Raw genomic sequence first — 26513 nt, forward strand, 5'->3', positions numbered from 1 at the left:
CCTTCAATGATGTCCAATATCCTAGATTCAATTGGAGTAGGCGAAAACGTCCTCGATGGCCGCGCGGCATGGAAGTATGCCGAAGAGATTCTCTTGCAGGTCTCGAGAACTTTTGCGCTCAACATCAATGTCCTGAAGGGAAAACTTCACAAGAGTATCTTGCTTGCCTATCTGTATCTGCGCATTGCCGATACGGTAGAAGACGATCCTGATATGAAGGCTTCCGAGAAGGAAATTGTCTTGGGCCTGCTTGCCGACATTTTCAGGACGGCGGACCTGCCTGAAGAGGCTGTTGCAAAATTTGAACGCTCGCTCCCGGAAAGTTGGCGTAAGTCGGAACACCCGTACATGAACTTGTGCCTGCATACGCACGTGGTGGTTCCGCTGCTGAAGGAATTGCCTGAAGTCTATGCGGCTCCGGTGCGTGCGGTGACGATTGAAATGTGTCATGGCATGGCGAAGTTTGCGCTCAGGCAAGAGGCGGCGCTCAGTTCCGGCTGGTTTACGCTGGAGAGTGTCGCCGACCTCGACGAATACTGTTACTATGTGGCGGGTATTGTCGGCAAACTTCTGACGAATCTTTTTGCCGCGGACACTTGCCTGATCGGTGATGCTCGCAAGGCCGAAATGCAGAAACTCGATGTGAGTTTCGGGCTTGCGTTGCAGGTGGCGAACATCGTGAAGGACTGCATCGAAGATTCGTCTCGCCGAGTCTGCTTTGTGCCCGAAGAAATTTGCCGTAGGCATGGATTCGCTCATTCATATGAAATGTTCAATGTCCCGACGGATGCCGCTGCGAAGGTCGATTTTGACAAGCGCCGCGCCGCCGTCATGGGTGAACTCGTGAAAAAAGCCTGGGGACACCTGGACGATGCGATTGCCTATACCAAGCTGATTCCGAATGTCAAGATGCGCACGAGGCTTTTCTGCCTATGGCCGCTCTTTATGGCCGCCGAGAACATGAAATTGATTGGCGACGGTTCGAGCCTCTTTGCTTCCGAGAAAAAGGTCAAGATTACCCGCGATACCGTGAAGCGGATTATCAAGTCGACCACATTGCATTTCTATTCGGATCGCTGGATTGAAAAGTCTTACGCTAAATTGAAGAGCGAGGCGCAAACCTTATAAACGTCATTGCGAACCCCATAGGGGCGAAGCAATCCAAAGAAGAATATGAAAAAATTTGATTTTATAAATAAGTGGCCGTTCCATTTGGGCGTTATTCTTTTTAGCATTGTTGCCGATCAGCTGACAAAGCTATGGGCGCTTGTGCGTTTTACGAACGAGACCGGAGCGCCGAATCACGACGTCATCAACGTTGTCGGTGAACTGGTTCGCTTTCAGTTGGTGTTTAACAAGGGTGCTGCATTCAGCAGTCGTCCGCAAGATCTGATGCCTTTCTTGCCTCCGTGGCTGTTTTTCTTGCTGATTTCGGTTGTGGCGACGATTGTACTTTTGTGGTTCTACAAGTCCATTGATAAGCGCGATTGGATGAGCCGTCTCGGTGTAGTGATGATTTTGGGCGGTGCCGTCGGTAACTTTATCGACCGTATGCGCCTTTCGATGGTGGTTGATTTTATCGACTGCGATTTTCCTGATTTTATCATGACTCGTTTCCCGACGTACAATGTTGCCGATTCTTTTGTAACGGTCGGTGTCGCCATTGTGATTCTTTCACCCATTATTTTGAAGAAAATCCATCAAGAAATTAAGAATGAAAAAGAGCATAGAACCGAAACGTGACCCCCTGCGTCATCCTGGAGCGCAGCGACGGGATCCACCCTTCGATCGAGAATGACTTGATTTAACCTCCTACTTCCTACTGCTTATGAATTACCTAGTAGACGAAAAGCATTCCGGTGAACGCATCGACAAGTTTCTTGTGGGTGTCATGGAAAATGTTTCCCGCACCGATATCCAGAAACTGATTGCCGCTGGCGAAGTCAAGGTGGGCGGTGTTGCCTCTCCCAAGAATTTCCGTGTCGAGGCGGGAATGGTCGTGGTGGTGGAAAAGGTTCCCGAAAAAGAAGCGAGTACGCTTGAACCGGAAAACATTCCGCTCGATATTGTCTACGAGGACGACGATATTGTCGTGCTGAACAAGCCGCGAAATCTAGTGGTGCATCCTGGCAACGGTGTGCAGAATGGAACGCTTGCTGCAGGTCTCCTGTATCATTTCAAGGAGAATTTGTCAGCGGTCAACGGTCCGTTACGCCCGGGCATTGTCCATCGTCTGGACAAGGATACACCAGGGCTTATGGTGGTCGCCAAGAACGATGCCGCGCACCGTCACCTGGCTCACCAGCTGGAAACGCGCACCTTGCACCGCACCTACAACGCCCTGGTGTGGGGGCATCCCCGCGACTTGGAAGGCACAATCGATGCCCCTATCGGGCGTAATCCGAAGAACCGCCTCAAGATGGCGGTCGTAAGCGATGGTAAGCCTTCCCGTACGCATTTTGTGGCTAAGAAATTCTTCGCTTTTGCGACGCTTCTGGAATTGCAGCTGGAATCCGGCCGTACGCACCAGATTCGCGTGCATAGCCGTTACATGGGACACCCGGTGGTGGGCGACCCGCTGTACGATGGTCGCGACGGCTGCTTGAACCGCGTGTCTCCTTTGATGAAGGATGTTGCGGCGAAGGTTCTCGAAATCGCTCCTGCACAGCTGTTGCAGGCGGTCAAGATTGAGCTCATTCACCCGACGACGGGCAAGAAGATGAAGTTCAAGGTCCCGCTAGAAAAGCCTTTCGAACAAGTTCTCAAGCTTCTCAAGAAGGAATGCCCGATGGATGCTCCTGTCTTTGATGAAGAAGACGAGGGCTTCCGCGACTTCGATCCTGAAATGCGCTTTACCGAAGGCGATGAGGCGGACGAAATGGACAACGAATCGCTGGATGTGTTTGACGAAGGCGTTTTCCCTGAATTGAAGGAACGTAAGACGCGCGCCCAGCGCTTTGCCGAACGTGCCGCCCGTGCGGCGAACCGTAAGGCGAAGGCCGCGGAACGCAAGCGAATCAAGCAAGAAAAGGCCGCGCGTAAGCGCGGCGTCGCTCCCGAGGATTTCGTCCAGCCCGGATACGAACCGACGATTGACCCTAATTTGTTGTAGTTCGGATTTCGGAATTGTGAATTCGGAATAGGTTAGTTTGTTTTAATTCTGAACTCCGAATTCCGAATTCTGAATTTCATTAATGCCGTTGGCATTAACGAAGAGGGTATTCCTTGTAGTCCTTGACACCGAATTCCTGGCGCAGGTAATCCCAGCGGACCAGGCGGTTCTTCCAGTAATACTTACGATACAGGCGGCGTGCGACGCGGCTTGTTAATTCGTACGGAATCGTGTGGTGGTCATCGGCGACACTTTCCATCGAAATGCGAAAGTCGAGTTCTCCGTTCACCACGTCGACGGTTTCGCCGACTTGTACATCAGGAATGTGGCTTACATCGACCATGGTCGCGTCCATGCATACGCGTCCGAGAATCGGGCAGAGTTGTCCACGGATAAAGACGAAACCCTTGTTGTATTCACCGCGCAGGTAACCGTCGCCGTAGCCGATGGCGATGGTTGCGATGCGCGTGGGCTGTTGCGCCATCCAGTAGCCGCCGTAGCTCACCGTTTCGCCGGGCTTCACGTCGTGGATGTGGCGGATGGTTGACTTGATTTTCATAACGGGCTTGATCGGCCACGGGGAAGGGGCTGCGCCCATGCAGTTGTAACCGTAAAGGGCGAGGCCTGGGCGAACCATGTCGAAATGGCTTTCGGGATGGGTGAGGGTTCCCGCCGAACTGCTGCAGTGGCAGATTTCGGGGCGGAGTCCTTCGGCTTCCAAAACATCGACTAGGCGTGTAAAACGCTGAATCTGAATTTCGGTTTTCGGATTCCCCGGCATGTCGGCAGTGGCCAGGTGGGTGAACATTCCTTCGAAACGCAGATTCTTGAGGCTGAGCGCCGCACGGATGTTGTTGAAGTCTTCGGCGTCAAAGCCGTAGCGGTTCATGCCGGTATCGATGGCGAGGTGGGCCTTGCAGGTGGTTTCCGTTTCGCGTAGGAATTGGTCGAATGCCATGGCGGTGCGGATATCCGTAATGGCTGCGGTCAGCTGGAATTCAACAAAGTAGGCGAAGTCCGCCGGTGTGCAGGGGCCGAGTACCAGAATCGGCAGATCCATTCCGTACTGGCGGAGCAGCATGCCTTCGCTAATGTGGGCGACTCCGAGGTAGTCGGCACCACCAAACTTGGCTGCAAAGGAGCAGGCGAGACTGCCGTGGCCGTATGAATCCGCCTTTACGGGCAGAAGGATCTTTGTGTTGGCAGGAATCTGGCTCCTGATAAATTGAATGTTGTTGCAGAGGGCGTCTAAGTTGATTTCAATCCAGTTCGGGCGCGCAATCTTATTTAAGTCGGGGGGTGTTGCTAAAAGTTTCATGATAGTGAAAATATAGGTAACTCCTAACTTTTTTTATCAAAATTCGTAAAGAAATGCTTTCAAAGAGCGCTAATTTAGGGCTAATTGTAACGGATGCGATACGAACGGAACCTTCAAAAGCCTTGGTACTCTAAGTTGGAATAAACCAGGTTGACATGTTTTTTGTAAAAAGTCTTCGTTCTCCAAAGAGGTTCGAATTTTGATGCGGCCCCATAACGACGGCATTTCTGTTCTTTTGTTCGAATTTACAATTTGCTCGATGAAAAATTGTTTACCGTTTCCGGTGAATCCGTTTGATTTTTTGTTTGTAGTTTTCTAGTGAAGAAAGATATGAGCCATTCTAATTCTGAATAAAGGAACAGATGTAGAATGGATTGCGAATAAAATAATTTCTTTATTTTGTCGTTCTGATTCCCTGACATATTTGACTTTGTGTAATGGGCTTGCTTTTAAAGTCCCGTTCCGAAGTCTGCCTAAAGGCAAGAATAATGCCCCGTCATAAGGGGTAGTGTCCCTGCCTGTATCTCAAAACACCAAAACCCTGCAAAGGGAGGATAAAATCATGACAGCAGTCATACAAACCCCGGAAACGTTCATCGCGTCCTTGATGCCGGATTCCGATAAGAAGATGGTGCGCATTGCAGGCGTATCGCTTCTGGTCGCGATACTCTTGTGCTTCTGGGCCACGACGTACGAGGTGCTGATTGACGATTCCATTTTTGTGGATACGCCAACCACCGAAATGCAAGCAACCATGAACATCATCGACAAAAAGGAGGAAAAAAAGCCCGACAAGAAACCGGAACGAAAACCTCAAGATATCCAACGCAAAAGGCCTGGCACTGGCGGAAAACCCGTAGGGCGAGGAAACCCTCGAGCCCCGCTTAATCGTGGCGTTATTCATGCGCTAGAGGCTCAAACTGCAAATGCTTCGGCTGCCGCTTACGACTTGATCAAGCAAAGCTTTGCCAAGGATATCGATAAGGTCCTCAAGAATACGAATGGCTTGCAGGTCACGGGTAAAACAAAAATTGGCGAAGTCCGTGGAAAAATTTCAGACGGTTTTAACCAAGGCATGTTTGCTGGTGGCAGCGGTGGTATCGGCGACGATATCTCGAACCTGGTCAGTGGCTCTGCTGGAGCTATATCGACCAAGGCAATGGGAAATATAAAGGCTCCCAAGGAAACGGATATCGAGTGGGGCTCCGGTCCGTCATCCCGTTCCGCTGCAGATATCATGAAGGTTGTCCGTCAGCGTACTCCGGGGCTTCGGCATGTCTACAATAAATACCTCAAAAAGAAGCCGGGGTTCCAAGGAAAGGTAACGCTCAAGTTCACGATTGCTCCAGGTGGCGAAATCATCAGTATGTCGCTGGTGTCGTCCACGACGGATTACAGCGAATTCGACAATGAAATCAAGAAATCGGTCGGTCGCTGGACATTCAGCAAGGTGAAATCAGGCAATACCACGGTGACAATCCCGTTTACATTCACGGAATAAATTATTTCGCCGCGGCTGTTACGTATTCTCGTCATCGCGAGGTGCGTAGCGCCGTGGCGATCTCCTTTTGCTATATTATAGTCTGCAAATAGGAGTATAGAAATGACAGATCCTCGCGTTACAAAGCTAGCTGAAAATTTGATTAACAACGCCATTGCCCTTAAGGCAGGCGAAAACATTCTTATCGAAACCACCGACACGCCCGACGAAGTCACGACTGAACTCGTGAAGGCTGTCGCCAAGGTGGGCGGTAACGCATTCGTGCATAACTACCGCGGCCGTGTCCGTCGCGAAATGATCAAGTCGGCATCCATCGAACAGATGCAGCTGCAGGCTGACCTTGCGATGGCTGAAATGCAGAAGATGCAGGCCTACATCGCCATCCGCGGCGCCGAGAACGCTCTTGAAAACTGCGATATCGACGGTCGCCAGATGATGAATTACCGCAAGATTACGGAGCCCGTGCTGAATTACCGTGTCGATAAGACTCGTTGGTGTGTACTTCGCTGGCCGAACCCCTCCATGGCGCAGGGTGCCAAGATGAGTTCCGAGGCGTTCGAAGACTTCTACTTCGAAGCTTGCCTTGCCGACTATCCGAAAATGGCAAAGGCCGCGCAGAACCTCGTAGACCTCATGAACCGTACCGACAAGGTCCGCCTTGTGGCAAATGGTACCGATTTGACCTTCAGCATCAAGGACATTCCGGCGATTCCGTGCTGCGGTAACATGAATATCCCCGATGGCGAAGTCTATACCGCACCGGTGCGCAACAGTGTGAACGGCGTGATTCACTACAATACGCCGACCCTTTATGATGGCAAGTACTTCAGCAATATCCGCCTGGAATTCAAGGACGGCAAGATTGTGAACGCCACTTGCGAATCCGGCGACAACGTGGCCCTGAACGCTCTCTTCGATACTGACGAAGGTGGCCGTTACGTGGGCGAGTTCGCCATCGGCTTCAACCCGTTCGTGAACGCTCCCATGTGCGATATCCTCTTCGACGAAAAGATTGCTGGCTCCATCCACTTTACGCCGGGCCGCTGCTACGAAGAAGCCCCGAACGGCAACATCAGCGCTATCCACTGGGACCTGGTGCTCATCATGCGCCCGGAATACGGTGGCGGCGAAATCTGGTTCGACGACAAACTCATCCGCAAAGACGGCTTGTTCGTTATAGATGAACTCAAGTGCCTGAACCCCGACCAACTGGGAAAATAGATTTTCATAAGAAGGAGGAAATATGTTGAAAAAACTCTCCATTTTTTGGGGGGGCTTGCTGGCTGTACCATGCTTGGCTACAAATGGTAAAATGGCTGGTGCAGGAACCGCAGAAAGTCCTTGGCAGGTCGCTGATTACGAAGACCTTAAGGCTGTAGGTATTGGTGACTACAGCATGAACGGTCATTATGTGTTGACTGCCGATATCGATGCGTCTGCTTCCCGGAACGAAAAGAATGCCGCCGATTCCACCGCCGGTTTCCAGCCTATTGGTGTAGCATATTACGGAACGGAACAGTCCGTTTTTGATGGAGTATTTGACGGCGCGGACCATATCATATCGAATCTTTATTCGATGTCGACGGATACTCGTTCAACGGCCATGTTTATGGCTGTAGGCCCTAATGGTGTTGTCAAGAATCTGAAAATGTCCGATTGCTTTATTTCGGTAAAGTTTGTCTGGGCAGCTGGCTCTGTGGCCGTAATGAATTTTGGCTTGATTGAAAATGTTGAGCTCAAGCGTGATACGGTGCGCGCCCCGGTTAGTACAGGTGGTGTGGTGGGTATTAATGAAAACGGCATCATTCAAGATGTAGACTTTAGTGGCGTCGTTTATGGCATTAATGATCGTGTAAGTGTCGGCGGTATTGTCGGTAGCAATACCGGAACAAAATCGGTTATTCGTAACGTGAAAGTCGATGCCGACATGCGGTCTACTTATTACGGACAAAAACTTGGTTTAGTTGCCGGTGACAATGAAGGCCTGATTGTTTCTGCAGAAATCAATGGAATTCTTGAACATGGAAACCGTTATCTGGGCGGTGTGACCGGATATAATACGGGAACGATTGATTCGTGTGTTTCTCATGGTTCAATTTATTCGATGAATGAAAATTCGGCTGGCCTGGTTGGGTATAATAGCGGAACCATCAAGAATTCCAGTGTCGATGCCGATACGGTTTTTGGTGAATACCGTGGTGCGGCTGGTTTTGTTGGAACGAACGATACGACTGGGGTCATCGAAAACGGCTTTGCCAAGACGAATGTTCATTCCGATAGTTCTGGCGGTTTCGTTGTTCACAATGCTGGTATCATCAAGAATTCCCGTATGGAAGGCACGGTTTCTGCCGATTCTTTCCCTGGGAGACTTGTGTCTGGTTTCGCATTGAATAACGTCGGCACTATATTAAATTCGTATTCGAAGGCAAATGTTGATGCGTTCAACAATTTGGCAGGATTTGTATTCCGCAATAGCGGCAAAATCGATAGTTGCTATGCGACGGGCCATGTGAATAACGGTAATAAGGGATCCGGTGATACTTATGGTGGCTTTGTCGGTCAAAATGACTCTACCGGTATTATTTCGAATAGTTTCGCAAGCGGGGAAGTCGTTGGTGGCATGCATGCTGGCGGCTTTGTGGGAGTAAATAAAGGAAAAATTCTCAATTGCTATGCGACGGGTGATGTGCATTCGTATTCTGTTTTTGGCGGCTTTGTCGGCGTGAACAAGGGCAATATCTACTATTGCTATGCGACTGGATCTCTTGAAAGAATCACAGGTTATGATGAGTCGTATACGGCGGGCGGCTTTGTCGGTTCCAATGAAGGTCAAATCAATAATGCCTACGCTACGGGAAATGTCACCAGTGAATACACAGGCGCTGGTTTCGTTTCGAGTAACAGTGGAACCATTTTGAATGCCTATGCTACGGGAAAGGTTTCTGGTAAGGTTGAACCTGCTGGATTTGTCGGTACGAATAGAAAGAATATAGAAAACGTATTCTTTGCTGGAAAGACTGTTGCAAGCGGCGCTGAACTTTATGGTGCCGGCTGCTTTGTGGCAGGAAACGACGGATCTGTAAAAAATGCCCTTTACAATAAGGATGGCTGCGGGTTTGGAGCGGATTCAACGGTAGACGGCGTTGCGTTTACTGAAATGAAGAATGCGTCTCTATACAAGAACTGGACTGATTTCGACAAGTATTGGACTTTGAACGATACGATGTCGTATCCGCAGTTTGTGTTTACCGCGGGCGTTCTTCCCGAAATTCCTATTGACGATCCTCCTATAAAGGTAAAGTCCAACATGGTCGTAGCGAAGGGCGCAAATGGACTGAAGCAGTATGGAAACCGCCGAAACCTGCAGGCAACGGTAACGCTTTCCCGTTCGGGATTGACAAACGTCAAGGTCTACAATTTGAAGGGTATCCTGCAGAAGACCGTGTCTTTGGGCGATCTTCACGAAGGTGTGCATCAAGTGAATTTGAATGGTGCTGTTGAAGCTCGTGGCGTGGCGTTGATTGTTCTGGAACAGAACGGCAAGGCTCTGTCGAAAGCCCTGCTTCGCTAGTTTGAACTTGCTGTAAAATTGCTGAATACAAAAAAGTCGTCCCGCAAAGGACGACTTTTTAAATGTGCGTTTGGATCCTATCAGTCCTCTGTCGCTGCGCTCCAGAGTCCTTCCAGGATGACAGTGGGGAAAACTCCCGGGATTACACACCCTTAGCGAGAATCTCACCAATCTGCACGGCGTTGAGTGCAGCGCCCTTGCGGATCTGGTCACCGGTGAGCCACAGCGTGTTGCTGTTCTCGTCGGCCAGGTCCTTACGGATACGGCCTACGAACACGTTGTCCTTGCCGGCGCTTTCGAGCGGCATCGGGTACACATAGTTCTGCGGATCGTCCTTGAGGGTCACGCCCGGAGCGTTCTTCAAGGCATTGCGAATTTCTTCGACAGAAACCGGACGTTCGGTTTCGAACCACACGGATTCGGAGTGAGAACGCAGCGAGCTCACGCGCACGCAGGTGGCGCTCGTGCGAACGTCAGAATGCATGATCTTGCGGGTTTCGTTGTACATCTTCATTTCTTCCTTCGTGTAGTCGTTTTCCGTCATCTTGTCGATCTGCGGAATCACGTTGTAGGCGAGCTGGAAGGGGAACTTGTTGATGTGCGTAGTCGTACCGGTTTCGAGGATGTCCTTGTACTGCTGCTTCAGTTCTTCCATGGCGATGGCACCTGCACCGCTTGCGCTCTGGTAAGAAGAAATGTGAATCTTCTTGATGTGGGAAATCTTTTCGATCGGGTTGAGCACCACAACCATCATGATGGTCGTGCAGTTCGGGTTGGCAATAATGCCCTTGCCGCCGTTCTCAGCCTTGTAGAGCTTGATGTCTTCGGGGTTCACTTCCGGGACAACCAACGGCACTGCCGGGTCCATGCGGAAGAAGCTGGTGTTGTCGACAACCACGGCGCCGTTTTCGACGGCGATCGGAGCGAATTCCTGGGAAATCGCTGCACCAGCGGAGCTGAGCACCAGGTCGACACCCTTGAAGGAGTCCTTGTTCAGGACTTCGCACTTGAGGGTTTCGCCCTTGAACTTGAATTCTTTGCCTGCGCTACGTTCGGAGGCGAGGAGCTTCAGGCTCTGCAGCGGGAAATTGCGCTCTTCGAGGATGGAGAGAATTTCTTGGCCCACGGCGCCGGTTGCGCCCATAATGGCTACGTTGCGAATCATAATTAACCTTTATTGTTCGGTTTGTTGTTGATTGTTTGATTGTAAAACTTCAGTGGCGTTCCAGAAACGCTTCAGGTAGATTTTCATCTGGGCAATCTGGTCTCTGGACTGTCGGTAAAGAATCAGCTGCTGTTCCGGGTTTTCCTGGAGCGTGTAGCTGTAGAGTGCGTATGCGGCAAGACGCACGCATTCGCTCGCCTGAATCAGTTCCGTGTGCGCCTCGCTAGATTCGTGCGGGTGGAAAAGCCCGAGAACCTTCTTGTTCAAGGCAACGGCATTGTTGTTGATGGCGAGCGCCTGGCTGCTGCGCTGTTCGCGTTCCGCTTCAGAAATGTTCGAGGCGAGAGGTTCGAAATTGTCGATGGCGTTGATGATGTCGGTCATGCGCTTGATGACGGTCTCCGCATCGACAAGGTAGCTTTCCATGCGGCTCAGCGAGCCGTCTTCCCGGTTCTTTTGGGCTGATGCTACCGAGGAGGCTGCCTTTGCAGAAGTTCTGGACTTGTTCGGCAGGATCTTTCCGCCTTCACCGTTCTCGAACGAGGCGATGTAGTCCTGGTACTGGGAATTCATCGCAGCAAGTTCAGCGGCGGTGTAGTCCGAAGTGGGAATGAAGGTCGGACGGTCCCAGTAGGCGATACCCATGAAGGCGGACAGCATGAAGAAGGCGAGGAAAATGTTTCCGGCCTTGGCAGCTCGGTCTTCGAAACGGATAAAGCTGATGATGGCGAAAAAGAACAGACTCGCGAATGAAAGCAGAAGTCCGCCGTCGCAGTTGTAGGTGATGAACGAGTTCTTCGCAAAGTAGAAGATGCAGTCCATGGCTACAATCAGGATCGACAAAAACACACCCAACATCTTCTGGGTGCGTGTGTCCGCAGATACGGACATGAGTATCGCCGTAAAGGTGATGCCCAGCGGGAGCACCATCATCAAGGCGATATCAGCAATCTGTTGGTTCATTTTTTAGAAAGGAAGGTCGTCATCCACGCCTTCGGGTGCGGGTGCATCGTAGGTGGGAGCGCTAGCCTGGTTATAGTTGCTGGACTGGTTGTAGGAGTTGCCTCCCTGGAAATTGCCACCGTTCTGGCCACGCGGGGTCAGAAGCTGGAACGTATCCAGGTTGACTTCGGTGCTGTAACGCTTCTGGCCGGTCGTCTGGTCGGTCCAGCTGCGGTTGGTGAGGGAACCTTCAACATAAAGGGTCATGCCCTTGTGGACACCGAGCGTTTCCATGGTGTCGGCAATCTTGCCCCAACCCACGATATTGTGCCAGTCCGTCTGTTCCTTCTGTTCACCATTGTTATCGCGATAGCGACGGCTGGTAGCAAGGGAGAACGATACGCGCTTGCGACCTGCTGCGCTTGCGCTAATGACGGGGTCCTTGCCGATATTGCCGATAAGCATCACTTTATTCAAATATGCCATAATTCATCCTATTTGTTTTTTTTGTTCTATGGTAAAAAATAAAAAATTCCGACTGTCATTTTGTGCCATTTTGTGAAAATTTTGCATTTTGCAAACAATGTTTGTCATTTTCAGGGACGAATGTACACTTTTTGTTGCTTTTACGTTTGTTTTCATTTATATTTTGATTGATTCTTCGATTTTAACTTCTAACTCCGAATTCCGAAATCTGAATTCCGAATCTATTATGGTCACACTCGCTCTCTCTCGCTTCGAAAAGGCTTTTCCAGCAAACCTCAAGGGCAAGCGCCTTGGCGCAGTCCTCCACCCGGCATCGGTTCTCCCGGATTTGCACTATACCCTCGATTTACTCAAGGAATACGACGGCAAACTCTTTAAGCTTTCTGCCCTTTTTGGCCCCCAGCACGGTATCAAGGGGCATACCCAGGACAACATGATCGAATGGGAAGGTTACACCGACCCCGAACTGGGCATTCCCGTTTATAGCCTTTACGGCGAACACCGCGAACCTACTGCCGAAATGCTCAGTCACGTGGATATGATGCTTGTGGACTTGCAGGATGTCGGTGCCCGCTACTACACGTTTATCTGGACTCTGTTCCTTTGTATGAAAGCCTGCGAAAAGGCCGGAATCCCTGTGATCGTGGTGGACCGTCCGAACCCCATCAACTGTATCGATGAAGAAGGCCCGGTGCTGGACTTGAATTACACGAGTTTCGTGGGACTCCACAGCATCCGCACGCGCCACGCAAAGACGATTGGCGAACTGGCGGTGCAGTTCAAGGAAGAACGTTTTCCCAAGTGTGAACTCTACGTGCTCGGCATGGAAGGTTACGATAAAAAGATGTGGTACGACCAGACGGGTCTTCCGTGGATTCTGCCGAGCCCGAACATGCCGACGCTCGATACCGCGATCGTTTACCCGGGCATGTGCCTGTTCGAGGCCACCAACGTGAGCGAAGGCCGCGGCACCACGCGCCCCTTCGAAATTTTCGGAGCCCCGTTTATCGATGCGGTCAAGCTCTGCAAGTACATGAACGGACTCAAGCTCCCCGGCGTGTATTTCCGCGAGAATTACTTCCAGCCCACATTCCATAAGGGCGCAGGTCAGATTTGCGGCGGTGCGCAGATTCACGTGCTCGACCGTGACAAGTTCCGCAGCTTTGACATGGCGGTAAAGTTGTTGCAGTATATCTTCAACGAGTACCCGAAGGATTTCGCCTGGAAACAGCCCCCTTACGAATACGAATTCAAGAAGTTGCCCATTGACATCTTGCTCGGCAACGGCACCTTTAGACGAGATTATATAGAGACAAGTATTTAACAGATGTGAAGTGTGAGATGTTTAGTGAGTAATTATAATTTCTCATTTTTCATTTCGCATTCCACATTGCACATTACACACCATACATTGCGGCATAGCCGCGAAGAAGGAAATTCATAATGATTCAACCAATCAATGGAAAATTTGAAATGCCCGCGCTTCCTTACGCAGCGGGAGATCTCGCTCCGGTGCTCAGCCAGGAAACCATCGAATTCCACTATGGCAAGCATCTGCAGACTTACCTCAACAACTTGAACGCCGCTCTTCCGGGTAGCGCATTCGAAGGCAAGTCTATCGCTGAAATCGTGAAAACGGCCGAAGGCGGCGTGTTCAATAATGCGGGACAGTTCCTGAATCATTACATGTACTTCATGCAGTTCAAGGCTCCGTCTGCGGGCAATGTTCCGACAGGCAAGATTGCCGAAGCAATCGCGCGCGATTTTGGCTCCTTCGAAAAGTTCCAGGAAGAATTCCAGGCGAAGGGTGCAGGCCTCTTCGGTTCCGGTTGGGTATGGCTTTCTGCCGATGCGCAGGGCAAGCTCGTGATTACGCAGGAAGGCAACGCCCAAAATCCGCTCACCAAGGGCCTCAAGCCGCTGTTGACCTTCGACGTGTGGGAACATGCCTACTACATCGACTACCGCAACCGTCGTCCGGACTACCTCAAGGGACTCTGGCAGATTGTGGACTGGAACGTAGTCAACAACCGCCTTGCATAAGGTTGACATAAACGAATATGAAAAAATCCGCTGGGTTTTCCCAAGCGGATTTTTTGATTCCGTTCGCCACTTCGTGGCTCTAGGTTTTCTTAAGGATGGGGGTGCTCCTGCTCAAAAGGCGGGCGCGGCGGCATCTTCGACATCGCAATCTTGATGATAATCGGCTCGAAGATGAAAATGAGAACCTGTGCCACGACAAAGCAGATGACCTGCGAGCTGATGAACATCGGCAGGTACGGCGGCTTGTGTCCAGGGGGAATCAAGAAGAAATACACGAACGTGACCATGACGGTTGTCATGAGCGGTGTATAGATCAGGTTCGATACGATGGATTCCACGATATGGGCCTTGAGCGTTCTCGGCTGCAGGTGGAACTTGCGTCCCAACGCCGCATTTACCTTGGGCATCGGAACAACGAGACCGATTCCGAAACTGACGGCAAAACTAAGGACGAAACTTTCCAGGAATCCGATGATAATCGCAATCATCGGCATTTCAGGCGGATGTTCGGCGGTCAGGTTTCCGGTAAGTGAAAGCGCGAAACTAATCATGAGCGCCATCATGAAAGAAATCTTGAGGCCGACCTTTTTCATCTGTTTTTGAATTTCGGGTGGCATCGGGGGAGTTTGATTCGTCATAGGTTACCTTTATTTTTATCGCAAAGTTTTTCAAAGTCAGCGACGGACATGGGTTTTGCAAAGAAATATCCCTGGAACAGCTGACAGCCTATTTCGTTGAGCATCTTGTACTGGTCTTCGGTCTCGACACCTTCGGTAAGCGAGAACAGTCCGAGATCGTTCGAAAGCCTGAGTACGTTGCGCAAGATAGTTGTTGCACGGTGGTTGTCTGCGGCCTTGCTCAGGAACTTCATATCGATTTTTAGAACGTCGAGCGGCATGTCCTTGAGCTGGTTTAGGGAAGAATATCCGCTGCCGAAGTCGTCCATTTCGACGACAAATCCCGATTTGCGGAATTTGCTCAAGATGGCCATGCGGCTTTCGGCTTCGGTCATCATCACCGTTTCGGTAATCTCAATACGGAGTCGCGACGGTTCTATCTTGAATTCCTCGATAAGCGCCATGATTTCGGCATAGACATCCATGAAGTAGAAGTCTTTGGGCGAAATGTTCACGGAGATAAACAGGTTGGATTTTTCGTCTTTCCACGAAGAAAGAATTTCGCAGGCGCAACGCCAAATGTACTTATCTACCAGGGCGATCATCCCGTTCTTCTCGAATACGGGGATGAACTTGAACGGAGGGAGGAATCCTTCGTCGGGGTGGAGCCAGCGGACAAGGGCTTCGGCGCCGATGATGGATCCATTATTGTTTACGATAGGCTGCAGATAGGGAACAATCTGCCGATTTTTGATGGCCGCTTCCAGTTCCGTGGATATTTTTTGATTCCAGAGCACCTGGTCGCGCATATTGTCGTCGTAGATGGCGATATGTACGTTGAATTCGTTCTTGATGGTGGTGAGGGCCAAGTGGGCTCGGTCGAACATGATGGATATGTCGATGCTGGGATCGGTTACGTTGTATATGCCCACATGCATCAGAATGTGCTGATCAATAGATCCGTTCGAAATGACGAACTTCGAAAGTCGTTGTTCGACGACATCTAGCCTTGCGGAGCCTGTCGGATAGCAGATGCCGAACGCGTCCCCTGAAAGTCTTCCGAAAATCCACTCCTCGGTTGCGTTTTCCCTGATCCAGTTTGCCACCCTTTTGAGGACTCCGTCACCCACCTCGTTACCAAAGATGTCGTTTATCATCTTGAAATCCTTGATGTCAAGGAGAGCGATGGAATAGGAAGAGTCCTTATCGGTTGCGACCTTGTTCCGAATCAGGTTGAACAGGTGCTCCTTGGTAAAGAGTCCCGTGAGCATGTCGTGGGTGGCTTCGTAAATTTCGCGCTGGTGGTTGAGGATATCTTCTGTATTGTCTTGGATGCTTAAGAAGTAGCCGATTTTCTTGTTCTTTACATCAGTTACCAAATGTTTTTCGATTGCGTAGTGCTTTGCAGCTTTCCCGAATCCGATGGTTTGTTTTGTACTCCAGTTATCTTCGCCTGTGTCAACGATGTTGAACCAGCTGGTCAAACGCTTCTTGACATGCTCAAAATTGTCGGAATGAATGTTCAGTATTTTTCGGGCTTTCCCGTTAATCCAAACGCAGCGGTCGCTTGCGTCAAAGAATACGACTGCTTCGGGTAATTTGGACGCGATATTTGCAAGCATTCGGTCGAGAAGTCTGAATGGTCTGTAGAAAAGCGAAAAATAGAAAATGAGAAAACTGCAAATGGTAAAACCGATCATTGAACTGTCTATGGGCGTTCTTGAGATAATGTAGTAGGTCTGCCATATTCCACCTAAACTCAAGGCGAACAAAATGACGTAGTATTTTTCGGCGTAAATTCGCGGGACTTTGATTGTTTTTACAATGAAAAAGGCTAGTGACGTTGCATAAGCTAGGTAGACGATGATGCGGTGACAGAATTGCCCTGCATAGGGAACGAGCCTATAGTAAAGCGTACCGTCGACCGTGATGGCTTCCATGCCAAAGGCGTGGCCGAAAAAAGGGTTGAAAAAATACTGGATGATATCGATGGTCAGAATGGAATAGAGAATCATGCATTTCTTTTTGTGGTTTCTCCAAGAAATGCCACAATAAGAAAGAGAGAAATCGAACAGGCACATGACCATAAGGTCCATGCCTATAGAATAAATGTAGCTGCCAATAGTCGAGAGAAATTCGTTCTCGGAAAGGACAAGTATCAAATTTCCGACGATGGGGACAATGAAGGTAAATTGCAAATAAGAAACAGGCTTCGCGACGCTCTTGCTTGACCGTCGTGAAATCGTCCCAAATAGTCCGAGAAGGATTATTAGTAGTATATATATAATTGCAAATGTTTCTCGCATGAACAATCTTTACCTTAACCACATAATACATTATTATAGGAAATGCGTGAGAAAATTTTTACAAAATGATATTCCAAGTTGGAATAATTGGGGGTGAAAATGGCTCAATAATACCCCTAAAACCCGAGAAGTTTCCCGTTCAATGGAGCGGCTGTTTTTTATCGGGCATTTGGCGCTTCGCAGTTCTCGTTATAACGATTTCGTCATCCGGGTGCATTCGAAAACGCCTGACTGGTGAGTTTTGGCGCCGACACTCTTGTAACCGAGTTTCTCGTAAAAGCCGACCGCCTCGATGCGGCTGTCGATGACAATCTGCTTGTAGCCGCATTCAGCAATCCACTTTTCGGCTTCGCGCACGGCCATGGCGCCGAGCTTCTGTCCGCGATATTCCGGCAGAACGACCACGCGGCCGATGGTTGCCGTGTCTGCGTCAATTTCATAGAAACGGCAGGTGGCAACCGGATATTCGTCATCCAGCAAGACAATGTACTTAGTGCCGTCGCCGTCGTGCTCGTCGAACTCCTCGCGGAGCGAAATGTGGTGCTGCCGGTTCATGCCCTGGATGCGCACGCTGTACGCACCCGCACGTTGCCATTCTTCTGTTGCTCGGAGAACTTTGATATCCATAGTAGATTAAGGTAGGAACTTAAAGAGGAATCATTTTACTTAAAGAGCCCAAGGCCAAGCCCGACAAATGCCCTGATGGCGATGACATCGGCGGCATACATATTTACATCGAAACCGAAATTGATTGTCGCGAAAACGGCGTCATGCAGGAGTCCTTTACGATAGTCCTCCTTTTCGACGGGGGCGTTGACAGTATATTCGTAACGGATTCCCAGGGAATAGAAAAACTGCTTGTGTGTATCGTCTTCTGCCGGGATAGATTCATCCCCAGAACTGCCGCTGTAGTAGCATAATTTGACCGTAGGGGCAATCCTGTGGTCCATATTGTCTAAAACCGGATAACCGTAGGAGATGTACGGAGCCACGCCGCCCGCGGTTTCCCCGCCCTTGTGGTAGATGTCTTCGTAGTGGATGTCGTCCCCTTCATTTTTTCCGAATCCGACGCTAAATCCTAAACCGAAGTCCCCTTTCGACGTTATTACCTTTGCGGAAATATCCCCGCCGTAGAACCTGATTTTGTTGAAGGACTCGTCAATGGTTGGCATCGCCATAAAGAAGGAAAGATCGAATGCGAAAAATCGACGTGGTGTATAATACCCTAACTGAGATCTCCCGTACAATCCCAGATGGTAGTCCATTGCAACGGAGTCGACTTGTTGGTCTATAAGTTGTGCGAGTTCCCTACGTTCTTTTTTGGATAAAGAATCCCGCTTCATCCGGTATGTTAGTTGTGAGAGAGCACTTTGTACCCTATGGCGGATATTTGGTTTTTGCTGTGCTACAGTTGAATCGATATGTTGCTTTTGCTCAAGGTATATTCGGTAATACGATGTATCTGGAAGTTTTGAGAAAAATTGGTCAATTCCTTCTTCATCATTATATTCAAAAAACTGAAATTGTCCTCGCGATATGTAAAAACCGCTCCCTATGGGCTTTCGTGAGTAACAATGTAGCAGGTACCGGCATGACCAATTAAGTAAAACCTCTTGCCGAAGTGAATCCAGCGGTTCTTCTGGATGTTCCGTATAAAAAAGAATAAGGCTGTCCCGGATGGGGTTAAAGACCGTCTTGAAAGAATAGAAGTCGCTTGCGGCTTGTATCAGGGATGAATCGGGCAATGAAAAGAGTTTTGTAACGGAATCCGCTATGATTGGCATTGAGTCAATGCTTGCTTCGTATGCATCCGGATCAACACCGTCAAAATACATGTGTGGGGAGTCCGCAAGAACTTGCGCAACTAGGATAAATATGATTAGGACGGTCGCCTTCATACGGTAAATATAGTTTTCCGCTGTGGAAACTTGTTTTGATGGCTTATGTAAAATTTTTGTACGCCCCTTGCCAAAAAATTAAAACTTAGGTACAATTTCCGCATCCCCGAACGCATCTCGTCTAAGGAAAGGCGAGGTGCGTTCTTTTTAATTTGGGTTTCACGGCCCTTTGCGAAAGAACGCCTCTAAAAATCAATCGGTCGCAGCTTGCGACCATAACAACGGAGGCTATAATATGAGTCGCAGTTACAAGAAACCGTTTGTGAAAATGGCAAAGGATGTTGAATTTCAGAAAATGGCGAATCGAGAGTTTCGTCGTAAGGCAAAAAATGTCCTGCGGGGTTCTGCCGATCCCGAGCGCCACATGCCGGAAAAGAACCGCAAAGAGGGGGATTGTTGGGGCTGGCCGTCCGAAGGTGTCAAACTGCCTATTCCTAACCCGGAGGGCATTAGGAAATAGTGAAAATCGCTCGAAAAAAGCTAAATGATTTACAAATGTATTGACAAATGTGTGTACAATAATTATATTAAGAGGTAGAATTCGTGGCTAGATGGAATTCTGAGAAAAATGAATTGTTGAAGGTGACGAGACATGTTTCCTTCGAACAAATCGAAGAAATTATGCGGAACAAAGAGGTCCTGGATGATTACGAACACCCGAATCAGGAGAAGTATCCAGGGCAGAGAATTATGGTTGTTAGGATTGAAGGCTACTGTTATGTTGTTCCTTACAAGCCTGAACCTGATGGAGATATTTGGCTTAAGACTATTGTGCCGAGCAGAGTCGCGCAGAGAAAATATGGAGGTAAGTAATGTTGTCTTTTAAGGAACATGCGAAAAAGTTCAATCTGGACGAAGAGGAACAAGAAATCCTTGCCGATTTCGAGGCGAACCATGCCGGCAAGCCTCAGATTACCGAAGAACGCAAAAGAGAACTCGCGTCGTTGGCTAATGCCTCCTACAAGTTTAGGGCCTCGGCAAAGAAACCTTATACGATTCGTCTGCACTCTGGAGCTGTCGATGTCATCAAGGCTTTCACGGACCGCTTTGGCGGGCACTACCAGACCCTTGTCGATGATGCTGTGATTGAACTTGCTGCCAAACTCAAAGCCGAGATGGTGTAGGGCTGTTTAAGGCTTGATGGTTATCGGGGTGCCGTCCTTGACGGCATCGTAGATTTCTTCGATTTCGTCGTTCGTGACGGCGATGCAGCCGGCAGTCCAGTCTTTCCCCCTGTGCCAATATTTGAAAAGAAACGCAGGAACCTTGTTCGGATAGCCGTGGATCATGATGTCTCCGCCGGGCTCGTAATTGCCTTCTTTCGCGGCATTGATTTGCTCCGCATTCGGGTACGAAATTCGGAGCGATAAATGAAACTTGCTTTTGGGGTTGTGAAGCACGATGGTGTAGTCGCCCTCTGGCGTCTTGTTGTCACCGGACTTGACCTTTGCACCCACGGGATTCTTGCCCAACGAAATTCTGTACGTCTTGACGACATTCTCGCCGTTGCGCAAGTGCATTTGGCGTTTCGCCTTTTCTACGAGAATGTTGTCGATGGGTGAGGGGAGCATGAGTTTCTGAATCCTATCCGCCCTAAAACTTGGAGTAATCCCGAGAGACCTCTATTGTTTTTGTGTAGATGTCGTTATCGAATTAATGAAATGATGTTGGCTAATGAGTTAATGTCGGCAATTTAGGATTTCTTCTGAAGTATATCTTTTGGTGGATTCCTGTGCCTGTAGTTCGGCTTCATGTAACTTGGCATAGATTTCATTTTCAATTTGAAAATGCGCGAACGCTTCCATGCTCATAAGAACCATGTTGCCATAGCCGTCTTTAGTCAAGAACACAGGCTGTCCAGATTCGTGGACGGTCTTGGAAATGTCTTCGAGACAATCTTGCAAGTCTGAAACGGGTCTTATGGCATTCATATAAACCTCACCGGTATAAGCATAATATATACAATTTTGCGCGAGAGGGTAGGGGGAAGCCTCCCCACCACCTAAAGGTGGCCATGTACACTAAGGCCTAAAGGCCAAGTGTCCAAAGGTCGCTACAGCCTTGCCCTTCTGTCACCCTGGAGCGGAGCGATAGGGCCCATGGCAAGTCTTCCGCTTCCCCTACGCCTAGGGCTCCGCCCTAAAACCAAAAAAACTTATGCTCTACGAATGTAAGCGATACAGAATCTAGCTTTGAGTTTGAAATCCACCCTTGGCATCTTGAACCGTTTTCATAGTTTTTTTGATACAGGAGAGATGATGAATCCGTTGATTTTAAAATGTAAACAGAATCGTTAGTTTGCAAGTAACAGTGTACATCTAGAAGTTCTTTTTCTTGATATAGGCTGATTGCCCCTTCCTTACTTGCATAATTTTGTGCACAGCAAGTTAGTATTAGTGTTGTAATAATCAATGCAATAAATTTGATTTTCATTTATATAGATTTTGTCAAAACTTTTATTATAAATATAAAAAACGCCCAGGCTTTGAACTGGGCGTTTTGTAATGCCTGTGGATCCTATCGCCGCTTCGCGGCTCCAGGATGACGATTTGTGGGAGATCCTTCGACTTCGGGCTGGCGCCCTTCGCTCAGGATGACACTGCGTGTCACTTCAAGAACTGCATATACGGCAGCTTGCTAGCGAGTTCCTGCACCTTGTCGGCGTTGGCCATGAGGGCGGAGCGTGCGTGCCAGGAACCGTCGAGGAACTGACCGCGGGGGCCGTCGGCGAGCGTGAGCTCGATGGTTTCGTCACCCATCTTGAGCGTGCGGCTTTCGGTGCTGGTCACAAGTTCTTCGCTCGGGTGTGCTTCGATCCAGGCGAGGATCTTGTCAGCCACTTCGTGGCTTACCTTGTAGCAGGGAACGCCGATAGCGACGCAGTTACCGAAGAAGATTTCGGAGTAGCTTTCGGCGATGATGGCGCGGATGCCCCAGCGCTTCAGGGCCTGCGGAGCGTGTTCACGGCTGGAACCGCAACCGAAGTTCTGGTTCGAGACGAGAATGGAGCCGTTCTTGTAGGCCGGATCGCGGAACGGGTGGACCTTGCCCTGGGCGGCGAGGCCTGCGATATCGTCGGCGAAGGCGTTGTCGCCGAGGCCTTCGAACGTGACGCACTTGAGGAAGCGTGCCGGGATGATACGGTCAGTGTCGATGTCGTTGCCGCGTACAGGAACGCCGGAACCTTTAACAATGTCGATAGAATTCATTTTTTAAATCTCCTTAGCGTTACTTGATGTACTTGCGGACGTCGGTGACACAGCCTTCGATGGCGGCGGCGGCCACCATGGCGGGGCTCATGAGGATGGTGCGGCCCGTGGGGCTGCCCTGACGGCCCTTGAAGTTACGGTTACTGGAGGAGGCACTCACCTGGCGGCCCTTGAGCTTGTCTGGGTTCATGGCGAGGCAGAGCGAGCAGCCCGCTTCGCGCCATTCGGCACCGGCTTCCTTGAAAATCTTGTCGAGACCGAGAGCTTCGGCTTCCACCTTGATCTTCATGGAGCCCGGAACGACCCACATCTTCACGGTCGGGGCGACCTTGTGGCCCTTGATGATTTCGGCGGCGGCCTGCAAGTCGCTGAGGCGGCCGTTGGTGCAGCTACCCACGAAGGCGATGTCGATGGGGCGGCCAATCATCTTGGAACCTTCTTCCCAGCCCATGTATTCGTAGGCTTCGGAGATGACCTTCTTTTCGCTGCCGGTAAATTCATCAATCTTCGGCATGTTGCCGTTCAGCGGGATGGCCTGGGCCGGAGTGATACCCCAGGTGACCATCGGTTCGAGGTTGTCGCAGTTGATTTCGACTTCGTCGTCAAACTGGGCGTCGGCGTCGGTAGCCACGGACTTCCAGTATGCGACTGCTTCGTCCCACTTGTCGGCCTTCGGGGCGTACGGACGGCCCTTGAGGTATTCGAAAGTCTTTTCGTCGGGGTTGCAGTAACCGACGCGGGCGCCGCCTTCGATAGCCATGTTGCAGACCGTCATACGGCCTTCCATGCCCATTTCTTCGATGACCGGACCGGCAAATTCGTAAGCGTAGCCAACGCCACCGTTCACGCCGAGCTTAGCGATGTAGGCAAGAGCCACGTCCTTGGCGGTTACACCCGGCTTGAGCTTGCCGGTGAACTTGATGCGGCGAGTCTTCAAGGGGCTCATGGCGAGGGTCTGGGTGGCGAGAACGTCTGCCACCTGGCTTGTGCCGATACCGAATGCGATAGCGCCGAATGCACCGTGGGTTGCCGTGTGGGAGTCACCGCAGGCAACGGTCATGCCCGGCTGGGTCACGCCTTCTTCGGGGCCCACGATGTGGATTACGCCCTGTTCGGCGGTGGCGGGGCCAAAGAACTTGATGCCGTTGTTCTTGGTGTTGTTTTCGATATGGGAGAACATCTCTTCGGAAATGCCGTCCTTGAGCGGGCGGTTACGTTCCGGGAAGGTAGTCGGAATGATGTGGTCCACCGTGGCGAACGTGCGTTCCGGGAACAGAACCTTCTGGCCTTCTTCGCGGAGCTGCGCAAAAGCCTGCGGGCTCGTGACTTCGTGGCAGAGGTGGAGCCCGATAAAGAGCTGGCACTGGCCGCTCGGGAGCTTAGCTACCGTGTGGCTTTCAAAAATCTTCTGATAGAGTGATTTTCCCATAGTTTTGTCTCTTTTTGTTCCCGCTGAATTCTTTGGTCCCTATCGCTTCGCTCCAGGGTGACAGAAAAGAGTGTCATTCCTCTTCGAGGCTTGACTGCTGCGGTTATCCAATGCGAGTGCAAGCACCCGCGCTGTCTAACCTTGCATGTCATTCTGGAGGGCCGAAGGCCCGATAGAATCCATCAGGATTGTTTTTACTATTTGTAATGCGGCACAAATATAGAAAAAGAGCCCGCAGCTTTTCAACTGCGGGCGTCTCTCTCTCGTAAAATTGGTTGATTCTTAGTACTGTTCGAGCTGAGTGTCGAAATGGTACTTTTCGTGGTAGTAGCTGAGCATTTCGCTTGTGCTGGTGAAGGCGCCCGCACGGATAGCGTTGCGGACTTCGGGGTCGTTGCGGGACATTTCGATAATTTTTGCATCTATGTCCTTGAACAGCAACTTGTTAGATGCCATAGCCACGTGGTTCTGGTTGTAGTCCAGGTGGTAGCTGCGTTCCAGCATCTGGAAAAGCTCCGCCTGGCATGCGTTTTCGGGAGGGTTCTTCTTGACGATAGGCATATAGCACTTGTTGATGTAATCCTGCTTGTACGAAATAATCATCTCGTCGATGGCAGGAATGTTGTGGTCCGAATCGTGGCTAGCGAGTTCTGCTTTGGGAGTGACAACACCGGAACATCCGGTAAGAAGGGCGGCGGTTATGGTTGCAAGAGCCAAAACTCTAAACTTCATTTTATTTATCCTTTTTCTTTGTTGAAGCCAATTCCCTAATTCCGAAAACAAAATTATTTAAATGTCAATTTTTTGGCGAGGGGTCGGATGTAACAAATAGCTTACAACTGACCTAAAAAAACACTTAGAGAACACTTTTTGAGTGAGTTTGTGATGAGTGTCACTTGCGTCGAAGTGTTGTGTGTTTTTCAACAGGGGTTATCGATTCCGTACGGCATCGGCTGTGGGCTTGAACATGTAGAACCACTTAATCGGGTCGATTACTTTGTATTGAACATTGCCGATAGACTTGTTCCCGTTACGGTCGATGATTCCCGTGACAACGTGGGCGTGGGGGCCTGTCGTGTGCCCTGTGAGGCCGACTGTTGCGATGGGATCTCCGGCCATGACTTCTTGACCGTCCAGATAAAGTAACTGGTCGCAGTGCATGAAAATGACGACATCTTTTTTGCGCACAAGACCGATGACGATTCCTCCGCGTTCATCGCGGGCGGTCCATGCCTTGGCGGCAAACGGCGCGAGTATGCGTGCTCCCTGACGGCTTGCTACATCGATGCCGTTGTGCTGTCTAAAATTCGCTGTGGCTTGGGGGTGGTAAAATTCCGTAATGTAGGCGACGCTGTCCGACACGATCGATGTCCAGTATTTCCAGGCGGCGCCGATGGAATCCGATGCGGTGTTGCCGATGTAGTCGGGCCTCGAAAACTTGACGATGGTCCCTTCGGGAGGAACGTTTAATTTGTTCTTTTTCCAGGCGTTGGCAGGGTAGCCGTTTTCTTCGAGTGTTACCTTGATGTACTGCTGCACCATGCGCTCGTTGGTGATGATGGCGCTGAACCTTCCGATGGCGTAGCGGGCAATGCGTTGCAGGGTTTCCTTGCCGTCAAAGGTGTATTCGAACGAAGGCGCTATGGAAAGCTTATCGCGTTCGTGGATGCGGTTGCGCATGTTCGAAATTCCGGGTTCCGTTTCGGTCACGAACAGGAAGGGGAGCGCAATCACAAGTAAAAGCAACAGCGGGAAAATGGTCCTGAATACCTTGGAGGATCCGTCTAGCGGATTCTTCTCGATAATTGAAATCTTGTGGAGTTGCTCGATAATCCGGGTGAATGCTTCGGGACTTGTTCTCCAATCGCAAAGCCTGATTTCCTTGTAGAAGGAATGGCTTCTACGGACGGCTCGGTAGGCGTGGTAGAATTTCTTCTTGTTCGGTTTTTGCGGCAGGAGCCAAAGCAGGTTCGCCTTGTTAAAGTGGGGAAGGTCTTCGAGGTATGCTGAAGCCTCGCTTACACTGTCTCCGTCGATCACGATCAGCCTTGAAATCAGCTTGGCGTAGTAGGCTTCTTCGTCGTTGATGTCCAGGGGTAAGATGACGACGATTTGCGCGATGGCTTTCTTGATGTGCTGCAGATTGTGGTAAAGGTTCCGGAACTGGTCGTCGTCCTTGGGGAACGCCCTGGAGCCGGTTACGGTCCAACTTGAAGATTCTGAATTTAGTTTGTTCAGAATTTCCTGCGGAAGGGGCTTTTCGAAAAGAGCCTGGACCTCAATGGGGGCGTCACCTTTGAGGTGATTCTTTCCCGAAAAGTCTATGACCATAAAACGAGCGCCGGCATTCAATGCCAGCGCAAGATTTTGCAGAGGCTCAAGCGGAATCTCGTTTTCGCCGGGGAATGCGAAACTAGTTACTCCGCCTTGCCTGTACAGGTCGTTCAGGACCTTTCTCTGCATGGTTTCTGGTTATGCCTTCTGGAAACCGCGGGGATAGCTGAAACCTGCCGGAGGTGCGGCGACGAACTTGTCTACCTGGAGGTAGAGTTCTTCGGCGGAAGAGGCGGGGTTAAAGTAGATTTCCTGGTTCCTGTTCTGGGTGCGGCCCTTGAGGGGTTCGCCGCGGCGGGAACGGCTCACAATGCCGAGCGGAAGCACTTCAAGAAGCGGAAGAAGGCCGAAATAGCGGAACAGGCTGAAATTTTTCTGCCAAGTGGTGCGTTCGGCGAGAACGGCGAACGTGCCTTCGAAAATGGACTTCGTCTGAAGCAGTTCGTCAGAGGTCATTGTCACCAGTTCGTGGTTGGTGGGAAAGTTGTTCACGAAGTTGACCATGTCGCCTTTGAGGTAGTTGGCGTCGCAAAGGAATACGAATTTCATTTTTTACCTAGCCTGTTTTGTTTGTTTAGATAA

Annotated in this window: 25 protein-coding genes; 11 read left to right on the forward strand and 14 right to left on the reverse strand. The window is 50.2% G+C overall.

Going from position 1 to position 26513, the window contains the following annotated elements; all coding sequences use genetic code 11:
• Positions 1 to 6 precede the first annotated feature (6 nt).
• The 3 genes from BUA93_RS05460 to BUA93_RS05470 all read left to right on the forward strand — a co-directional run bounded on the left by BUA93_RS05460 (position 7) and on the right by BUA93_RS05470 (position 3112).
• Positions 7 to 1128 (forward strand): squalene/phytoene synthase family protein, encoded by a 1122-nt coding sequence (locus BUA93_RS05460; protein ID WP_254793872.1) that lies wholly within the window; start codon positions 7 to 9, stop codon positions 1126 to 1128.
• 45 nt (positions 1129 to 1173) lie between these two features.
• The gene (gene lspA, locus BUA93_RS05465; protein ID WP_072978170.1) at positions 1174 to 1743 is read left to right on the forward strand and encodes a signal peptidase II; all 570 of its coding nucleotides are present in this window, start codon (positions 1174 to 1176) and stop codon (positions 1741 to 1743) included.
• Positions 1744 to 1828: 85 nt separating this feature from the next.
• Positions 1829 to 3112, forward strand: a complete 1284-nt coding sequence (locus tag BUA93_RS05470; protein ID WP_072978171.1) for an RluA family pseudouridine synthase — start codon at positions 1829 to 1831, stop codon at positions 3110 to 3112.
• Between the two features lie 94 nt (positions 3113 to 3206).
• Here the strand turns inward: BUA93_RS05470 and alr are convergent, their stop codons facing one another.
• Entirely contained in the window at positions 3207 to 4430 is a 1224-nt protein-coding gene (alr, locus tag BUA93_RS05475) for an alanine racemase (protein ID WP_072978172.1), read from the reverse strand.
• 562 nt (positions 4431 to 4992) lie between these two features.
• On the opposite strand from alr, the gene BUA93_RS05480 reads away from it, so the two are divergent.
• The 3 genes from BUA93_RS05480 to BUA93_RS05490 all read left to right on the forward strand — a co-directional run bounded on the left by BUA93_RS05480 (position 4993) and on the right by BUA93_RS05490 (position 9502).
• Positions 4993 to 5931 (forward strand): AgmX/PglI C-terminal domain-containing protein, encoded by a 939-nt coding sequence (locus BUA93_RS05480; RefSeq protein WP_072978173.1) that lies wholly within the window; start codon positions 4993 to 4995, stop codon positions 5929 to 5931.
• A gap of 102 nt (positions 5932 to 6033) precedes the next feature.
• A complete protein-coding gene (locus tag BUA93_RS05485) occupies positions 6034 to 7152 on the forward strand; it encodes an aminopeptidase (protein ID WP_072978174.1) in 1119 nt (372 codons plus the stop codon).
• A gap of 91 nt (positions 7153 to 7243) precedes the next feature.
• Positions 7244 to 9502 (forward strand): GLUG motif-containing protein, encoded by a 2259-nt coding sequence (locus BUA93_RS05490; protein ID WP_072978175.1) that lies wholly within the window; start codon positions 7244 to 7246, stop codon positions 9500 to 9502.
• 142 nt (positions 9503 to 9644) lie between these two features.
• On the opposite strand, the gene BUA93_RS05495 is transcribed toward BUA93_RS05490, so the two are convergent.
• Genes BUA93_RS05495 through BUA93_RS05505 form a run of 3 tightly spaced genes read right to left on the reverse strand, consistent with a single transcriptional unit; the run spans position 9645 to position 12095 of the window.
• Positions 9645 to 10667, reverse strand: a complete 1023-nt coding sequence (locus BUA93_RS05495) for an aspartate-semialdehyde dehydrogenase (RefSeq protein ID WP_072978176.1) — start codon at positions 10665 to 10667, stop codon at positions 9645 to 9647.
• Positions 10668 to 10676: 9 nt separating this feature from the next.
• On the reverse strand, positions 10677 to 11630 hold the full coding sequence (locus BUA93_RS05500) for a hypothetical protein (protein ID WP_072978177.1): 954 nt from the start codon (positions 11628 to 11630) through the stop codon (positions 10677 to 10679).
• A gap of 3 nt (positions 11631 to 11633) precedes the next feature.
• On the reverse strand, positions 11634 to 12095 hold the full coding sequence (locus BUA93_RS05505; RefSeq protein WP_072978178.1) for a single-stranded DNA-binding protein: 462 nt from the start codon (positions 12093 to 12095) through the stop codon (positions 11634 to 11636).
• A gap of 226 nt (positions 12096 to 12321) precedes the next feature.
• On the opposite strand from BUA93_RS05505, the gene BUA93_RS05510 reads away from it, so the two are divergent.
• Complete coding sequence (locus BUA93_RS05510) at positions 12322 to 13419, forward strand: exo-beta-N-acetylmuramidase NamZ family protein (protein ID WP_072978588.1); 1098 nt, start codon at positions 12322 to 12324, stop codon at positions 13417 to 13419.
• 119 nt (positions 13420 to 13538) lie between these two features.
• Complete coding sequence (locus tag BUA93_RS05515) at positions 13539 to 14138, forward strand: superoxide dismutase (protein ID WP_072978179.1); 600 nt, start codon at positions 13539 to 13541, stop codon at positions 14136 to 14138.
• Between the two features lie 89 nt (positions 14139 to 14227).
• Here the strand turns inward: BUA93_RS05515 and BUA93_RS05520 are convergent, their stop codons facing one another.
• From BUA93_RS05520 to BUA93_RS15875, 4 genes are all read right to left on the reverse strand, one after another.
• Positions 14228 to 14776, reverse strand: a complete 549-nt coding sequence (locus BUA93_RS05520) for a hypothetical protein (protein ID WP_254793873.1) — start codon at positions 14774 to 14776, stop codon at positions 14228 to 14230.
• Positions 14773 to 17061, reverse strand: coding sequence for a GGDEF and EAL domain-containing protein (locus tag BUA93_RS05525; RefSeq protein ID WP_072978180.1), 2289 nt, complete (start codon positions 17059 to 17061; stop codon positions 14773 to 14775). The genes BUA93_RS05520 and BUA93_RS05525 overlap by 4 nt, the downstream gene beginning before the upstream one ends.
• Positions 17062 to 17250: 189 nt before the next feature.
• A complete protein-coding gene (locus BUA93_RS05530; protein ID WP_072978181.1) occupies positions 17251 to 17688 on the reverse strand; it encodes a GNAT family N-acetyltransferase in 438 nt (145 codons plus the stop codon).
• 35 nt (positions 17689 to 17723) lie between these two features.
• Complete coding sequence (locus BUA93_RS15875) at positions 17724 to 18239, reverse strand: hypothetical protein (protein ID WP_139257809.1); 516 nt, start codon at positions 18237 to 18239, stop codon at positions 17724 to 17726.
• Between the two features lie 955 nt (positions 18240 to 19194).
• On the opposite strand from BUA93_RS15875, the gene BUA93_RS05540 reads away from it, so the two are divergent.
• The 3 genes from BUA93_RS05540 (at position 19195) to BUA93_RS05550 (ending at position 20083) form a co-directional block, all read left to right on the forward strand.
• Positions 19195 to 19419, forward strand: a complete 225-nt coding sequence (locus BUA93_RS05540) for a hypothetical protein (RefSeq protein ID WP_072978183.1) — start codon at positions 19195 to 19197, stop codon at positions 19417 to 19419.
• Between the two features lie 83 nt (positions 19420 to 19502).
• Positions 19503 to 19772: a BrnT family toxin gene (locus BUA93_RS05545; RefSeq protein ID WP_072978184.1), complete on the forward strand. Its 270-nt coding sequence runs from the start codon at positions 19503 to 19505 to the stop codon at positions 19770 to 19772.
• Positions 19772 to 20083 (forward strand): hypothetical protein, encoded by a 312-nt coding sequence (locus BUA93_RS05550; RefSeq protein WP_072978185.1) that lies wholly within the window; start codon positions 19772 to 19774, stop codon positions 20081 to 20083. Before BUA93_RS05545 ends, BUA93_RS05550 begins: the two co-directional genes overlap by 1 nt.
• Positions 20084 to 20089: 6 nt before the next feature.
• Here BUA93_RS05550 and BUA93_RS05555 read toward each other — a convergent pair whose 3' ends face one another.
• The 6 genes from BUA93_RS05555 to BUA93_RS05585 form a co-directional block, all read right to left on the reverse strand.
• Positions 20090 to 20530: a L,D-transpeptidase family protein gene (locus BUA93_RS05555; RefSeq protein WP_083597164.1), complete on the reverse strand. Its 441-nt coding sequence runs from the start codon at positions 20528 to 20530 to the stop codon at positions 20090 to 20092.
• Positions 20531 to 21565: 1035 nt separating this feature from the next.
• Positions 21566 to 22168: a 3-isopropylmalate dehydratase small subunit gene (locus BUA93_RS05565; protein ID WP_072978188.1), complete on the reverse strand. Its 603-nt coding sequence runs from the start codon at positions 22166 to 22168 to the stop codon at positions 21566 to 21568.
• Between the two features lie 19 nt (positions 22169 to 22187).
• A complete protein-coding gene (gene leuC, locus BUA93_RS05570) occupies positions 22188 to 23597 on the reverse strand; it encodes a 3-isopropylmalate dehydratase large subunit (protein WP_072810663.1) in 1410 nt (469 codons plus the stop codon).
• Between the two features lie 282 nt (positions 23598 to 23879).
• Positions 23880 to 24329, reverse strand: coding sequence for a hypothetical protein (locus tag BUA93_RS05575; protein ID WP_072978189.1), 450 nt, complete (start codon positions 24327 to 24329; stop codon positions 23880 to 23882).
• 198 nt (positions 24330 to 24527) lie between these two features.
• On the reverse strand, positions 24528 to 26060 hold the full coding sequence (locus BUA93_RS05580) for a M23 family metallopeptidase (protein ID WP_072978190.1): 1533 nt from the start codon (positions 26058 to 26060) through the stop codon (positions 24528 to 24530).
• Positions 26061 to 26069: 9 nt separating this feature from the next.
• Positions 26070 to 26480, reverse strand: coding sequence for a hypothetical protein (locus BUA93_RS05585; RefSeq protein ID WP_072978191.1), 411 nt, complete (start codon positions 26478 to 26480; stop codon positions 26070 to 26072).
• Between the last annotated feature and the right edge of the window lie 33 nt (positions 26481 to 26513).

Origin of the sequence: Fibrobacter sp. UWH4 (assembly GCF_900142475.1) — a bacterium.
Lineage (GTDB): Bacteria > Fibrobacterota > Fibrobacteria > Fibrobacterales > Fibrobacteraceae > Fibrobacter.